14 protein-coding genes are annotated in these 15706 nt (G+C 57.8%); 11 read left to right on the top strand and 3 right to left on the bottom strand.

Annotated elements, in window-relative coordinates; all coding sequences use genetic code 11:
* Positions 1–43: 43 nt before the first annotated feature.
* Complete coding sequence (locus tag ACSQ3J_RS15205) at positions 44–991, bottom strand: choline ABC transporter substrate-binding protein (RefSeq protein ID WP_436039446.1); 948 nt, start codon at positions 989–991, stop codon at positions 44–46.
* A 243-nt stretch (positions 992–1234) separates the two neighbouring features.
* Here ACSQ3J_RS15205 and ACSQ3J_RS15200 point away from each other — a divergent pair, with 243 nt between their 5' ends.
* The 10 genes from ACSQ3J_RS15200 (at position 1235) to ACSQ3J_RS15155 (ending at position 11683) form a co-directional block, all read left to right on the top strand.
* Positions 1235–1816: a thymidine kinase gene (locus tag ACSQ3J_RS15200; protein WP_060505785.1), complete on the top strand. Its 582-nt coding sequence runs from the start codon at positions 1235–1237 to the stop codon at positions 1814–1816.
* A 71-nt stretch (positions 1817–1887) separates the two neighbouring features.
* Positions 1888–2295 (top strand): c-type cytochrome, encoded by a 408-nt coding sequence (locus ACSQ3J_RS15195; protein WP_436039444.1) that lies wholly within the window; start codon positions 1888–1890, stop codon positions 2293–2295.
* A 164-nt stretch (positions 2296–2459) separates the two neighbouring features.
* Complete coding sequence (locus ACSQ3J_RS15190) at positions 2460–3548, top strand: hypothetical protein (protein WP_113550628.1); 1089 nt, start codon at positions 2460–2462, stop codon at positions 3546–3548.
* 187 nt (positions 3549–3735) lie between these two features.
* Entirely contained in the window at positions 3736–4884 is a 1149-nt protein-coding gene (locus ACSQ3J_RS15185; RefSeq protein WP_060505783.1) for a hypothetical protein, read from the top strand.
* A gap of 3 nt (positions 4885–4887) precedes the next feature.
* Entirely contained in the window at positions 4888–6804 is a 1917-nt protein-coding gene (locus ACSQ3J_RS15180; RefSeq protein ID WP_436039441.1) for an AAA family ATPase, read from the top strand.
* Positions 6805–6891: 87 nt separating this feature from the next.
* Positions 6892–7125: a type II toxin-antitoxin system RelB family antitoxin gene (gene relB / locus ACSQ3J_RS15175; protein WP_060505781.1), complete on the top strand. Its 234-nt coding sequence runs from the start codon at positions 6892–6894 to the stop codon at positions 7123–7125.
* Positions 7109–7378 (top strand): type II toxin-antitoxin system RelE family toxin, encoded by a 270-nt coding sequence (locus tag ACSQ3J_RS15170; RefSeq protein ID WP_060511745.1) that lies wholly within the window; start codon positions 7109–7111, stop codon positions 7376–7378. The genes relB and ACSQ3J_RS15170 overlap by 17 nt, the downstream gene beginning before the upstream one ends.
* 21 nt (positions 7379–7399) lie before the next feature.
* A complete protein-coding gene (locus ACSQ3J_RS15165) occupies positions 7400–8701 on the top strand; it encodes a DUF6638 family protein (RefSeq protein WP_436039439.1) in 1302 nt (433 codons plus the stop codon).
* Entirely contained in the window at positions 8694–9821 is a 1128-nt protein-coding gene (locus ACSQ3J_RS15160; RefSeq protein ID WP_060505778.1) for a DUF2333 family protein, read from the top strand. Before ACSQ3J_RS15165 ends, ACSQ3J_RS15160 begins: the two co-directional genes overlap by 8 nt.
* Positions 9822–10003: 182 nt before the next feature.
* On the top strand, positions 10004–11683 hold the full coding sequence (locus ACSQ3J_RS15155) for a formate--tetrahydrofolate ligase (RefSeq protein ID WP_060505777.1): 1680 nt from the start codon (positions 10004–10006) through the stop codon (positions 11681–11683).
* Positions 11684–11737: 54 nt separating this feature from the next.
* Here ACSQ3J_RS15155 and ACSQ3J_RS15150 read toward each other — a convergent pair whose 3' ends face one another.
* Both ACSQ3J_RS15150 and ACSQ3J_RS15145 read right to left on the bottom strand, forming a co-directional pair.
* Positions 11738–12247, bottom strand: a complete 510-nt coding sequence (locus ACSQ3J_RS15150) for a DUF1993 domain-containing protein (protein ID WP_060505776.1) — start codon at positions 12245–12247, stop codon at positions 11738–11740.
* A 117-nt stretch (positions 12248–12364) separates the two neighbouring features.
* A complete protein-coding gene (locus ACSQ3J_RS15145) occupies positions 12365–13240 on the bottom strand; it encodes an extensin-like domain-containing protein (RefSeq protein ID WP_060505775.1) in 876 nt (291 codons plus the stop codon).
* 377 nt (positions 13241–13617) lie between these two features.
* On the opposite strand from ACSQ3J_RS15145, the gene ACSQ3J_RS15140 reads away from it, so the two are divergent.
* Positions 13618–15666 (top strand): TonB-dependent receptor domain-containing protein, encoded by a 2049-nt coding sequence (locus ACSQ3J_RS15140; protein WP_244482309.1) that lies wholly within the window; start codon positions 13618–13620, stop codon positions 15664–15666.
* Positions 15667–15706: the final 40 nt, after the last annotated feature.

Below are 15706 nucleotides of genomic sequence, written 5' to 3'. Positions count from 1 at the left end.
CTTAAAAAAAGGCGGGGACGAAGCCCCGCCTTATATATGCCGGTCAGAGACCGAGCGCGGTCTTGACCGCCGGCAATCCTTCAGCACCATCCTTGGTGGTGACACCTGCGAGCCAGGGATCGATTGCTGCCGGGTTGGCCTTCAGCCACTCGTTGGCCGCTGTTTCCGGATCCTTGCCGTCGTTGAGGATCTTGCCCATGATCTCGTTTTCCATCGGCAGGGAGAACTTCAGGTTGGTGATCAGCTTGCCGACATTCGGGCATTCGGTGGTGTAGCCGGCGCGCACGTTGGTGAAGATGGTCGCTCCGCCGAGGTTTGGTCCGAAGATATCGTCGCCGCCGGTGAGATAGGTCAGCTTGAAGTTGGAGTTCATCGGGTGGGGTTCCCAGCCGAGGAAAATGACGGGCGTGCCATCCTTTTCGGCACGGGCGACCTGCGCCAGCATACCCTGCTCGGAGGATTCGACGACTTCAAAACCCTTCAGGCCGAACGTGTCCTTGTCGGTCATGTCGATGATCAGGCGGTTGCCGTCGTTGCCGGGCTCGATACCGTAAATCTTGCCGTCAAGTTCGGCCTTGTGGGCGGCGATATCCTTGAAATCCTTGATGCCGAGTTCGGCACCCTTGGCATTGGTCGCCAGCGTGTACTTGGCGCCCTCGAGATTCGGGCCGAACGATTCGACCGACTTGTCGTTGAGGAAGGGGCGGACGTCGGCCTCCTGTGTCGGCATCCAGTTGCCGAGGAAGACGTCGATGTCCTTGTTCTTGAGCGATTGATAGGTGACCGGAACGGAGAGAACCTTGATGTCCGTCTGATAGCCAAGGCCTTTGAGGACAGAGGAAACGGTCGCCGTGGTCGCGGTGATATCCGTCCAGCCGACATCGGCGAAACGGACGGTGCCACAGCTTTCGGGCTCGGCGGCATAGGCCGATGTCAGAGCGCTCAGCGATACGGCCGCGGTCAGCATGAATTTCAATGTCAGTCTGCTCATTGTGATTATTCCCCTGCCTTTTGATTTTAGCCAATCACCAAATGTCCGCCAATTCAAGCGCCCTGGTGTTGCCTTGAGTGTATTGAGACATTCGCCGGACACGCCCGCCTAAAGCGACGTGATATGTCGCATTGCTCATGTTCTGGCGCCTGCCGTCGATTTTCTGTGACTTTCGCGCTTGCGCTCTGGTCTTCCCCGTTTTGTCTGTTCATGAACAACCAACAGCATACAGAAGAGGACGCCATGGCAAAACTGTATTTCAGCTACGCCACGATGAACGCAGGCAAATCGACCATGCTCCTGCAGGCGTCGTACAATTATCGCGAACGTGGCATGCGCACGGTGATCCTGATTGCGGCCTTTGATGACCGGGCCGGCCAGGGCCGGGTGTCCTCGCGGATCGGATTGAGCGAGGACGGCATTGCCTTCACCCATTCCGATGACCTCTACGCTCTGATCGAACGCCTGCATGCCGAGGAAACGATCGCCTGTGTCTTTGTCGACGAAGCGCAGTTTCTCGGCGAGGATCAGGTCTGGCAGTTGGCGCGCATTGCAGACCGGATCGGCATTCCCGTGATGGCCTATGGTCTGCGCACCGATTTCCAGGGTAAGCTGTTTCCCGGTTCGATGGCGTTGCTCGCCATCGCCGACGAAATGCGCGAAGTGCGAACCATCTGCCATTGCGGCCGCAAGGCGACCATGGTGGTGCGTTTGGATGGGGCCGGAAATGTCGTCCGGGAGGGCGCGCAGGTCGAAGTTGGCGGCAATGAAAAATATGTCGTCTATTGCCGCCGTCACTGGGAAGACAAGATGAACGAAGCGTGAGGCGGACTATCGCCGGGCGGGGGCGGCGTGCCATGATGGCATCCTTGCCTTAGTGTTCCGGGAAATTGTCCATGCTTCTCTCTCCGTCTCTTCCCTTGTCCATGCGTTTCGCTTCATTCGGCCTCTTTCTCTGTCTTGGAACAAGTGTCGCGCAGGCCGCAGGCAATGCCGAGACGGGCGCTCAGGTCTTCAAGAAATGCGGCGCCTGCCACACCGCGACCGAGCCGATGAACCGTGTCGGACCAAGCCTGATGGGCATCGTGGGCCGTCCGGTCGCTGCCTTTGCGGGCTACAGCTATTCCAGCGCCATGACGGCATTTGGCGCGGATGGCAAACTCTGGGACGAGGAGAGGCTGTCGGAATATCTGCTTAGCCCGAAGGCAATGGTGCCGGGCACCAAGATGTCTTTCCCCGGTTTGAGAAAGCCGCAGGAGATCGAGGACATCCTTGCCTATCTGAAGACCGCAGTGGCGCAATAGGAGCGGCATTCCGGCCATTGTCCCGCTTCAAAGCGATTTACGGTTTAAAATCCGCCGATTGCACACTTGTTCTTCAAATTGCCGCTCCCATTATATAAGTTGATGTCATGACTGAATAATTTGGCGACGCAGCGCGTCTGTACCGGAGCAACCAGGGGGAACCGATGGCGACACTTCAGAATTTTGAGAGCGAAATCGAGAAAACCCGTGGCATCGTCGAGCAGATGCGCGGCAAGATGAACCAGTCGGCCGTCGTGCTCGACCAGTTCGCCAAATCCGACACCAAGCTGGGCGATGCCAATTTCGACATCGAGAATGCCCGCATCCAGGACGTCATCAACCAGCAGAAGGTGATGGAAGGCAATATTGCCGACCTGATCATCGGCCTGGAAGACGCCACCAATGCCTTCGGTTCCGAATTCGAGAGCATGAAGAGCTATACCGGCTATGAGAAATTCATCGGCATCTTTTCCAAGCAGAGTGCCCAGCGCATGCGCACCGACCGTGTCCGCAACATGTCGCTGGCCGGAAACCTGCAGGAATTGCTGGCCAAGTCCGACACCATCGTCGGCATCCTCAAGGAACAGAAGAGCGTTCTCGACCAGCGCTACAAGACTTCGGAGGCAAGCCTGTTGCAGGTGATCGAGCGGCGCAAGGGCACGATGGCCAACCTGCAGGAAACCCAGAAGCGCATCGAGGAACTCAACCCGATGCTGATGGACATTGAAAACAAGATTGCCGCCTCGACCGACCAGATCTCCCGCACCCAGCTTGAGGGCGAGCGTTCGGTTCTGGCGACGGAATATAACGAGAAGCAGGCGAAGGAGCAGGAACTGCTGGCGGAAAGCCAGACATACGAGCGCTACACCTCGATGTTCCAGACTTTCGTCGATTCACTCAATAACCAGATCGCCGCGCAGAACACGCTGATCAACAAGCTGACCATCGATACCGAGCAGCGCATCGTGCTGTACAAGGCGCTGGAAGATTCCTTGAAGACGGCTGCCCAGCAGGATGTTGCCCACAAGATCAACACGCTTGGCAGCCAGGTCGATACGGCGGCGGAAGAAACCATGGCCGGTATCGGCTCGGCCTCGCAGCGCCATATCGGCGATCTCCTGGAAATGCACGAGAAGAACATGCTCTCGACCCAGGACATCCAGCGCCGCAAGAAGCTTGCCGACGATGCCTTTGCGCGCCGGTTCCAGGCCGTGATGGACAAGCACAATTCGGCGAATTACGTGAAGCAGTAGTGCAGCGCATGCCGGCTGCTCACCATGGCATCAAGCCCCTCACCCTCACCCTCTCCCCGCACGCGGGGAGAGGGGACTACGGAGTTTGCCGCTTATCCCTTCTCCCCGTTTACGGGGAGAAGGTGGCCGACAGGCCGGATGAGGGGCTTTACGCCGCACAAAGAGCATTGTTGTTGAGACAACCATCATGAATGCCGCATCCGAAGGTCCCGTCGGCCAGTACTTCGCGTCCATCCGGGCAGCGCTCGCTGGCCTTGAAATCTTCCTCGGGGACCGCAACTCGCCGCTCTACCGCGATACGGTGGTCGGCGAGGTCGTCATTCCCTACCTGTCGCGGCTGAAGGCGTCCTTTTCCTGCTGGGAAAACCGGATCGGTTTCATCGAGCAGTTCCGGATCTCGCGGGCCGAAAGCGGCTTTCCGGTGTTCCAGAATGTCCTGGAACTGGAAAACGACAGGCAGTCGGCGGAAAAGCGGCTGGCCGGTATTCCCGCGGCCGATGCACTGCGCCAGGAAATGGCCGATTTCATCCTGCGGCAGAAGGCCTTTCCGGGTGAACTGCAGTCACGCATGGCCGAGCGGCTCTATCTCGAGCAGATCGGCAAGGGCGATATTTTTTCACCCTTCATCATGCCTGAGACCATCCGTGTCGGCGTCAATCCGAAGACCATGCGGCCCTATTATGTCGTCTGTTGGGGCGCGTTTGACGGAACAAGCACCTTGCCGATGGTCTATATGTCGGTGATCGAGGATTCGTCGGAAAAGATCATCAAGCTTCTCGTGACGCCGGATGGCAAGCTCAATCCCGATACGGATATCCCGCTGCCGATCGGCGGATTGCTCAATCCGGATCTTGCCAGCCGTTTCGACGATTTCGCGCTGAAGAACAGCGCCTATTCGCTGACACCGGTGACGATCGCCACCAATCTCGACAAGGATTTCGAGGAGCTGCATCCCAAGCAGTTGCGGCGCATCGTGCTTGGGCCGTTCTATTCGGCCGGAATTACCGAGAACAATGCCAAGATCAACGACATCCTGTCGAAGGTCCGCAAGACCGAAAATGCGTGGCTGTTGACGTGGACGGTGCAGGAGGTGTTCTCCAAGGCGGAACGGCCGGCCCAGAGGGGCTTCTTCTCATCGACGCCGGCATCGGAAGAATTCCATATCGATACCGACAATCTCGAGGCGACGCGCATGGGTGTCAGTTCCTACGAGAAACACGCACTGGTGCCGCACGACGCCTATCAGGCGCTTTATGCTGCCGGAGACGCTGCAGCGATTTTTGGTGACTACAAGGTGCATGTGATTTCCGGAAACCAGGTCATCAGCGAGGTCTAGACAATGTCACTGAACGCGGGCTTGACGACGCTGCACGAGGACGACATCGCCAAACATCTGGCGGTGGCACAAGGTCTGGTCACCCGGCTCATTCTTCTGGAGGCAGACGATCCGGCTGCGGCTACGGCATTGGCTGGAACGGGCCGCCGCTTTGTCTCGACCGTTTCAACCGGCGGACAGCGCCGCACCCGCGAGGTCGAGCTGACGAAGACCATCCAGTCGATCCGCTCCGCTGACCCGCTGATGTCTCCCGCGCAGCACGCCTTGCTCTATCGTTCACGGCGCGGATTGCAGGTGGCGCTGGCGGTTGCCGACGTGTTTGCCCGCCAGACCAATCTGGAAGGCTTGCAGTCGCGCAATGCGACAGCACCGCTATCCGGCGAGGACGCCAACCAGTTCAAGGCGCTTCTGTCTGCTTCCGCCTATATCGCCGCCTTCACTTTCGCCGCCTATCTCGGCGCGACGCTTGCCGGTGAGGGCGAGCCGGTCGAGGATGGCAACGAGCCGGATTTTCTGTTCGATACGCCGCAGGATGCGTTGAAGAGCATGATCTCTGCGCTCGACAAGACGATTGCCGGGGCGCCGGATGATGTCGCCCTGACCAGCCGGGCGCGCGCCTTTGCCCGTGTTGCCATCGAAGGCCTGATCGGCCGCAAGGCGCGGTTCACCGGGCTTGCCAGCTTCGAGAATGTGCATATCCGTCTCGATCAGGACGACTTCACGCTGAACGGTTTCGATGTTGCGCCAGGCGCCAAGCGCGCGCCGCTGGTGATGACCTTCAAGAAGCCGGAAGAGATCATCGGCAACCATATTGCCAAGTATCAGGCGCTGAAGCTTGCCAAGATGCTGATGGCCTATGACTTCGACCGGCAGATGAACCCGTTTGTCGAGCTTGGCGGCTTTCTCTTCACCTTCATCGGCGACGGCATGCCGGGCACTGGCAAGACCATTCTTATCCAGATGCTGGCGGGTCTGCTCAACGACTACTGCGAGATCGCCGGTTACGCTTTCCACTACGAGAATTTCGGCGTCGACCAGATTTCCTCCTATCAGGGCAAGTCCGGCCAGAACTGCAAAGCCTTCGTCAACAATGTCATCAACCCGCGGGCCATCGGCTTCGGCACGATCGACGATGTCGATCAGGTGGCCGCCAAGCGTTCCGATGATCGCGCCTCGGCCGGACAGCACGAGGTAACAGCGGTGTTGATGGAGAGCTTTGCTGGCGCCTCGACGGTGATCCGCGGCAATTGCACCTTCGGCATGTTCTCCAACTATCCGGAAAATGTCGATGATGCACTGCGCCAGCGCGCCGGTGCCCGCTGGCTGGTCGATGGGCCGCAGTCGGAAGGCGATTATATCGACATCTTCGCCATGCTGGTCGGCAAGAACCACAAGATCCCGCTGGGTGAACACCAGCTGTTTGCCGGGCAGGAAATCAAGAAGGCCGTGTCACAATCCTATGCCGAACATGCTCGCCCGAAGGAGGAGGGGCTGCTGGCCGTCTGGGAACGCCACGAAAAGGAAGAGGGCAAGATCGAGACGTTGGCCGATGTCGGCTCCTATCTGCACATGATCAAGGAGGCCGAGCCGCGCTTCACCGGTCGGGCGATCAAGAACATCACCGATGCAGTCAAGATGCGGGCGATGGACGTGGACCTGCCGGACGATTGGTTTGCGATGCCGGAAGCCTTCATGCACAAAGCCTATGACGAGAAGAAAGCCATGATCGAAACCCTCCGCGGCCCGATCACGCTCGAGATGGTCATGCAGGAAATCAACCGCTATGCCGACAGCGAGTTCCGCTACACCGACAAATCCGACGATGCAGCTGTCACCGACATCATCCGCCGCGAACGCCAAAGGGAGAAGGCCATCCGTGAGATCGAGGCCATGAAGGCTGACGGGCGCTGGCAGGGATAGGCGAAATGCAACCACGTTTTGCTCGTTATGGCAATTAAGACATAGTCGTGCTACATGGTATACACGTATCCCATATGGAAATTCATCATGGCTAAGCAAACAGCAATCCGTCTTCCTGACGAGACTTACGAAAGATTGCAGGCGCTTGCGGCTCGCACAGGGCGGACGGCGACGTTCTACATCCGGCAGGCGATCGAGGAACATCTCGAAGATCTCGAAGATATCTATATGGCAGAACAGGTGTTGGGAAAATTAGCGCGCGGTGAGACACGCACCTACACTCTGGAAGAAGTTGAGAGGAAACTTGGCTTGGACGATTGAGCTGACGGACGAGGCGCTCCGGCAGCTTGAAAAGATGGGACGTTCCAATGCTGTTCGAATCCGGGAGTATTTGCGAAAGCGTGTTGCAACGCTCGACAACCCGCGCTTGCTGGGAAAACCGTTGCAAGGTGGTGCGCTTGGCCATCTCTGGCGATACAGGGTTGGTGATTTCCGGATTTTGTGCGAGCTGCGAGACACGCAGCTTATTGTCCTCGTTGTTGAGATTGGGCATCGACGTGAAATTTACAGGTGATCAGCCCATGGTCTTGACCGCATGAAACGCCTCCTCGAAGCCGAACTGATTTACGGACGCCTGCTCGATATTTCCGAGCCGCATCTGATTGCGCGTTATAACAAGGCGTTGCAGGGCTTTGGCCTGCGCCCGACGGCGCTGCCGTCCTTCCAGATCGACATGACCGGGTTTTCGCCTGAAATCGCCGACGAGCTTGGCGACCGCGATTATCTCGATCCAAACCGCGTCAACCGCCGCTTCATCATCATGACGCCGGACCAGGAAGAACTGCCGGTCGTTCATACCAGTTTTTCCAACACCGCGGGTTTGATGCACGAGTTTTTCGGCGCCAACCGGCGGGCGATCAATGCGGTGACGATCAAGGATGCGCTGTATGGCGAGATCGAGGATTCCGTATCGGTCGTCAATGATATCGATGACCTCTTGTCGATCAATGAGGTCCGTTTTCGCGTCCTGTCGGCCGAGGACATGCTCGGCAAGGCGGCCGAATTGCGCTCGCTTGTCGACCGGTTGAAGACGGTGCCGACGGCCTGGGCCGATGATGCGCTGCTTAACCGGATGGTCGAACTGGCAAAGGTGACCGGCGATATCCGTGAGAATGCGCTTGTGCCGGACAAGCTGGTGTTCCGCCACGATGCATTCTGGGCCAATCATTTCGGCGGCGTCTATGTCTTCCTGGATGAAAAGACCACGACCGTGATCTGCGATCCTTCGGTGCCGGGCTTTCGCCGTTCACGTCCGTGGCAGGTCGGTTATATCAGCCTGTCCGACCATCAGCGCATCTATGAGTTCCTGGCCTCCACCAACCGGCTGCAATTGCCGCAAGCGTCCTGGGTACAGGATTCCGGCCTCTATCAGCATCGGGCCGACATGATCCTGCGCAGCCTGGTTAATCAGGCGGACCCAACGACGGATATCAACGCGATCGATTCAATCTGGTTGCAGACCTGGCTCCACCGCAATTCGGCGCTGGTCGCCTCGGATGGAACCTATCCGTTCCTGCAAACGATGATCCGGACGATTTCGGCGTCGGGCAGCATCAAGATGCAGGATGTAAGCCCTGAGAACCGCTTTCTGCTGGTGCGAGCCTCGCCCAATCATCCGGACCAATGGCTGACCAACCGGCTGATCTCGCAGCTCTGCCCGAGTGATTTCGTTTCCCGCTTCGTCTTTGACAAGCAGGGGTTTTATACGGCCTATGAACATTACAGCGAAAAGTTCAGGGAATATGTTGTCGCGACACTGACCAGCACATATCTCATGGACAAGGTGGCGTTCCGCAAACGCCTTTATGGCCTCAAGGAGGATAACACGAATGCTTGATCCGATCGTTGCGTTTTTCCAGCGTGTGTTTGCAGCGATCGGCCGGGGTATTGGCCTGGCGGTGTCCTGGATTCTTTTTCCCTTCATGGCGGTTGCAAATTGGTACAGAGGGCGCGCGTGGATCATCAAGGGTCCGATCGGTCTTGGTCTCCTGGTTTTGATCGCACTCTACGGCTATTTCATCTGGCAGACGCAGGTCTGGACCAATTTCGATCCTGACTATCCCAACCGGTACAATCTTGCTGAGCGCAAGAATGATGCAGGCCTTCCGGTCAAGGTCGCCGCTGGCCAGACGGCGCCGGCCAATGCCTGCGAGCGTTCGGCCATCGTCGATGTCACCGCCGATCTGATCGACTACAATGTCAACCAGAATGCGTGGATCTCGTCCATGGTGCTCTACAAAGCCGGCCTGTTCGGGATGGACTGGGACCGCACGCCATGGCTCGACAACAAGGCGTCGTTCCAGCGCGGCGTCAATGAAGCCGTCCGCCGCACCACTGTCGAACTGGTCGATTCACTGGTGCGTATGCGCGGTACCTCCGGCATCAATCCGCAGTTGCAGAGCGTGCGCAGCAAGATGCAGTACGAGGAAACCAACTGGTATTTCGGCCTGTCACCCTTCGGCTTCCTGACGCCGACGCCGACGCAGTATCGTGCTGCCTTGAAGGACCTTCGCGGGTTCAACGATCAGCTGGCCACGTGCGCTGCCACCTTCGATGCCCGCGCTGACAATTTCCTCGAATTCATGGACCGCGTTTCGAGCTCGATCGGCAGCACGTCTGCCATGCTGCGCGAGCGTTCCGAGAACTTCAACGGCGGCTGGTTCGATACGCGGGCCGACGACCGGTTCTGGTTCGCCTACGGTCAGCTTTACGGCTACTACGGCATCCTGACGGCAACCGGCGCAGACTTTGACGGGGTGATCAACCAGCGCGGTCTGGCGCCAATCTGGAATGAAAGCATCAAGCAGATGCGTGCTGCCCTGCGCATCCAGCCGCTGATCATCTCCAATGGCCAGGAAGATGGCTGGATCATGCCGACCCATCTGGCAACGCTCGGCTTTTATGTTCTCAGGGTTCGCTCGAACCTCGTTGAAATGCGCGACATTCTGGCGCGCTGAGCCTTTTCACTTGTTTGGAGACGGAGGAACGCTGTTCCTCCGTCTTTTTCGTTTGTTCTTTCAGAAAATCGCCAGATTTTGCGTTTTTCGCCGCCATTTCTCAACAAAATGATGGAAAGCGCCTTCGGTTCACGCTCATATGCTCTCAGACCAAGAAAAAGGTGGAACGGGAGAGACACCATATGGCCGATGTGAAGTCTGATATCGAAATTGCCCGCGCAGCGACGAAAAAACCGATCCTCGAAATCGGCGCCAAGCTTGGAATTCCACCCGAACATCTGCTTCCTTACGGCCACGACAAGGCAAAGATCGGCGCCGAGTTCATTGCGCAGCAGAAAGGCCGCCCGGATGGCCGGCTGATCCTGGTGACGGCGATTAATCCAACGCCGGCTGGTGAGGGCAAGACCACCACCACGGTTGGCCTTGGTGACGGCCTCAACCGTATCGGCAAGAAGGCGGTCGTCTGTATCCGCGAAGCATCGCTTGGTCCGTGTTTCGGGGTCAAAGGTGGAGCTGCCGGCGGCGGCTATGCGCAGGTGGTGCCGATGGAGGACATCAACCTGCATTTCACAGGCGACTTCCACGCCATCACGTCGGCCCACAATCTTCTGTCGGCGTTGATTGATAACCATATCTACTGGGGCAACGAGCAGAATATCGATATCCGCCGTGTTGCCTGGCGCCGCGTGATGGACATGAACGACCGTGGCCTTCGCCATATCGTTGGTTCGCTTGGCGGCGTTGCCAACGGCTTTCCACGTGAGACCGGCTTCGACATCACCGTTGCCTCGGAAGTCATGGCGATCCTGTGTCTTGCCACCGATCTCAAGGACCTTGAAAAACGCCTTGGCGACATCATCATCGCCTATAGGCGCGACAAGACGCCGGTCTTTGCCCGCGATATCAAGGCGGATGGGGCAATGACCGTGTTGCTCAAGGATGCGATGCAGCCGAACATCGTCCAGACGCTGGAAAACAACCCGGCCTTTGTCCATGGCGGCCCGTTCGCCAATATCGCCCATGGCTGCAACTCGGTGGTGGCGACGACGACGGCGCTGAAGCTTGCCGATTATGTCGTCACCGAAGCCGGGTTCGGCGCTGACCTCGGGGCCGAAAAATTCTTCGACATCAAGTGCCGCAAGGCAGGGTTGAAGCCGGATGCTGCGGTGATTGTTGCAACGGCCCGCGCAATGAAGATGAATGGCGGCGTCAAGAAGGAGGATCTCGGGCAGGAGAATGTCGAGGCCGTCAAGAAGGGCTGCTCCAATCTCGGCCGCCATATCCAGAACGTCAAGAAATTCGGCGTTCCGGTGGTGGTGGCGATCAACCATTTCACACTGGATACCGAGGCCGAGATCAAGGCGATCAAGGACTATGTCGCGACGCTCGGTGCCGAGGCGGTTCTGTGCAGGCACTGGGCGGAGGGCTCTGCCGGCATCGAAGATCTGGCCCGCAGGGTCGTGGCGCTGGCCGAGAGCGGCCATTCGCAGTTCTCGCCGCTCTATCCCGATGATATGTCGCTGTTCAAGAAGATCGAGACGATTGCCAAGGATATCTATCACGCCGATGCCGTCATCGCCGACAAATCGGTGCGCGACCAATTGCGAACCTGGGAAGAGCAGGGCTACGGCCACCTGCCGGTCTGCATGGCCAAGACCCAGTATTCGTTCTCGACAGACCCGAACCTGCGTGGCGCGCCGACCGGCCATACCGTCCCCATCCGCGAGGTCCGGTTGTCCGCAGGTGCGGGTTTCATCGTTGTCATCACTGGCGAGATCATGACCATGCCAGGCCTGCCGAGAGTGCCTTCTTCAGAGAAAATCTTTCTCAATGAAGACGGCTATATCGAGGGGCTTTTCTAGCGAAAATCCGGCGGACCGTTGCTCCCTGCAGCGATCCGCCAGGCCATTCTCTGGTCAGCTGTAAGGGCCGAGAAAATCGACCTTGCCGACGGCCACGCCCTGGTTGCGGAGGATGTCGTGGGCTGTCGTGACATGGAAAAAGAAATTCGGCAGGGCGAATTTCAGCACATAGTCGTCACCGGGAAACGTGAAGCTGAGCTTGCCGAACGTGACAGTGATTTCCCTGGTATCGCTGGCCTCGAGATCCGACGGCTTTACTGTTTCCAGGTAGGCGATCGTCTTGGCGATGCGTTCGCGAAGTTCGCCGAAATTTGTCTCGTTATCTGGGAAACTGGGCGCTGCCACGCCAATCAGGCGGCCGATGGTATTTTTCGACGTATCGCTGACACGCTGGATCTGGGCGGAAAGCGGTAGCATGTCCGGCGCGAGGCGGGCGTTGAACAGGTTGTCCAGCGGCATCTTTTTCTCGGCGGCGTAGGATTCGGCCTTGTCGAGCAGGCCGGCGAGAACGTTAAGCCCGCGAATGAAGACGGGGACGGACAATTTGAACATGGAAACGGACATGAGAAATCCTTTGAACGGGTGCCGTTGATGGTCCGGATATCCTGAGCAGATGGGGCGGGACGAAGCCTTGGGCAAGATGCTGCATTGCTGATCTCCGGCCAATTTTGAAGGGTGCGCTTAACGGCAGTAACGGTACCCGCCCTTGCGCTCGATCACGTCGAAATGTAGGTGGTTTTCGTGGGCTTCGTCGCTGCCTGGGTCGAGCACGGTTTCGAAATAGAGGCAGCCGGTTGCCGTCACCGCCCGCTGGAAGGCGCCGGCCAATGTCGAATCTTCGTCACGCGGCTGGATCTCGATCGATTTTCCGTTTTTGAACGTGAAGGAGGCGATGTCGATGGCGTTGCCGCGTGCATGTTCGGAAATCTTTCCGGTCGCCGCATTGTTGCGCAGGCGGCAGATATAGCTCGAGGCTTGGTTGATGGTGGTCAGCTCTCCCTCGCTTTCGAGTGCAACCCTGGCTGCGGGCAAGACTGCGTCCTTGGTCCATCGCGCCAGTTCCAGCGCCGTTTCACAGCGCATCTTGCCTTCCGGTTTCAACGTAATGCCCGGCAGTACGGCCGATAGCGTCAATGGCTTGTCGATACCGCACCCCTTGCCATCGTCTATTCGCGGTTCTTCCTTGAAGACGGCGCCAATGGCCTTCAGGTCGGCAAGGCAGGTGGCATATTCCTTGTCGTCCTCGGGCTTGATGGTCAGAACGGGTTCCGGCGCCGGTTTCACCTGCGGTTGAACGGTTTCAGGCTTTATGTCTGCAGGAATTTCCTCACCGGCTGGCGCCTTTTCATCAATCTTTGCCTGCGGTTTTTTCTCCGGTTTGACCTCTGGGGTCACCTCGGATTTCGCTTCGGGTTTTTCCTGCGGTATCACAACCTTCCCGCCTTGTTTAGTTTCAGTCGCTGCTGGTTTTTCCTCTGGGAGCGGACCTTTTTCAGGAAGACCGGCGCTTGCCAGCAGGACGGCGGAGAGGAGAGGGGCGAGGAAACGAAGAGGCATTGACGGTCTCCGGTTCTGCCGGGACGGCAGGGGTTCGAATTCACAACGCATTCGGCTGCAAAAGGGTTGCATGGAAGCCCCAGGGACCGGATCGTTGCCAAATCGAAACACATAATCGTGGGCAAGTCAGAATCTGACAAAAGTAAGACAATTATTTGTTGACAATAAGTGTCATGTTTTTTAACCGATGCATACAAGCAGCCCATTACAACTGCTCCCAAATGCTTCGACGCCATACCCAGCCAGCCCCTTGAGCGAATGCCTCAGCAGCCAGCCCGGTGACTTTATCAAAGGATTGATTCATGATTACCCGGCATCACTGCGCGGCTCTTTTGGCATGCGCGGCGTTTTTGACGCTTTCTCCTGCAGGCCACGTCTTGGCGCAAACTCCAGAGGAGTTGGCCGCGCTGAAGAAGAAGGCGGAGGAAACCGCACCGGCCGGTGAGGCGACTTATCTGAAGACCATCACCGCGACGGGCGGCAAAACGGGCCGTGACCCCTATTCGACACCGGCTGCCACCAGCACCATCACTGCCGATGAAGTCGAGCAGTTCGGCAACAGGAACATCGACGATGCCCTGCGTGCAACGCCGGGGACTTTTACCCGTGACAACCCGCAGAACCCGGGTCTCGCCGTCAATATTCGCGGTCTCGAAGGATCCGGCCGCGTCAATATGATGATCGATGGTGTACGCCAGAATTTCCGGTTCACAGGCCATGAGGCTCAGGGCTTTGCCTATATCGATCCAGCGTTCATCAGCGGTATCGATATTTCGCGTGGTGCAGTGTCCGGCGTTGGTGGGGCAGGGGCCTTGGCAGGTGCTGCCAATATGCGCACCTATAACATCGAAGACCTGTTGACGGATGGCAAAAACTACGGCGGCTTTGCCACGGCGTCCTTCGGCAGCAACCGGTCCGGCTGGTCGGAATCGGCGCTCGGCGCCTACCGGGTCAATGACAGCATTGCCTTCCTCGGCGGCATCAGCAAGAAGGATCCCGGCAATTACAAGAACGGCAATGGTGAGGTCGTCCCCTACACTGAATCCGACCTGATCTCCGGTATTTTCAAAACCGAGATCACGCCGAACGACGAGCATTCGCTGAAGCTCAGCGGCATTCTCTACAACAATGATTTCATCGCCAATTCCTATGACCAGACAATCAACGCGCAGACCTACAGCGCCAATTATGCCTATACACCCGGCAACGACCTGATCGATTTCCGCGCCAACATTTACTACAACGACATCAAGATGAAATATGACCAAAGCCCGATGATCCCAGGCGGTGGTTCGGCGGCCGGCCGTGTCGTCGACGACAAGGGTTTTGGCTTTGACGTCTCCAATACGTCTAACTTCGATCTCGGCGCGGTCGCCGTCACATCGAACTATGGCGTTGAATATTTCTCCGACGATTACGATGTGGTGAACAGCAGGCTGGCGCCGAGTTCCGGTGTCAACGGCAGCGGCAAGAGTTCGACGACGAGTGTCTTCAACTCGACCAAGCTGACCTATGGCATGGCCGATCTGACGCTGGGCCTGCGTTACGATCGTTTCGATCTCAAGGGCAATGGCCAGGTTTCCGCCGGCAATCCCCTCGGCATGCCGGCTGGCCCTTACTCGGTAGACAGTTCCGAAGGCCGTCTTAATCCGAGCGTCACCTTCGCGCTCAATCCGGTGGATTGGCTGCAGCCCTATGTCAAATACGCCGAGACCTCGCGTGGCCCGACCGTCAATGAGACCTTCGTCGGTGGAACGCATCCGGGCGGCGGCGCACCACAGTTCTTCTTCCCCAATCCGTTCCTTGAACCGGAAATCTCCAAGGGCTGGGAAATCGGCGCCAATATCAAGGTGGACGACCTGTTGACAGCCGGCGACAGTTTCCGCTTCAGGGCCGACTACTTCAATAACGATGTCGACAATTACATCACTGCAAACTTCATTGGTGGTACACATTTCGCCAATGTTCCCGGGACCACCAAGGTGCAGGGCATCGAACTGGAAGGCGCCTATGACGCCGGTTTCGTGTTCGCCAACGTTTCCTACACCCACACGGAATCCGATCTGCCTTCCCAGGTGAACGGTTTTGGTGCGCAGAGCTATTTGCCGGATGACATCTTCACGGCGACGCTTGGCGCGCGCTTCCTCGAAGATCATCGCCTGACGGTCGGCGGCCGCCTGTATGCGGTCAGTGAAAGCTATATCGGCGAAGTCAATGTCGCTCCGGGTCAATCACCTTATCAGGACGGCTACGAGCTGGTCGATATCTTCACCAACTACAAGTTCAAGAACGGTTTCGAGGTAACCGCCAGTGTGCTGAACGTCTTTGACAAGGAATATACGCCGGCTCTCAGCACTTCGCCGAGCATCACGGTCGACACCGGTCGTGGACGGACCTTCCTGCTGACGGCAAAGGCAACGTTCTAATCTCTGAATGAAGAAGGCGGCTTGAAAGGCCGCCTTCTTT

The sequence above is a fragment of the Rhizobium sp. LjRoot98 genome (assembly GCF_964252935.1).
Taxonomy (GTDB): Bacteria; Pseudomonadota; Alphaproteobacteria; order Rhizobiales; family Rhizobiaceae; genus Pararhizobium.
The sequence above is the reverse complement of the archived record's forward strand: the minus strand, read 5'-3'. Positions and strand labels throughout refer to the sequence as shown.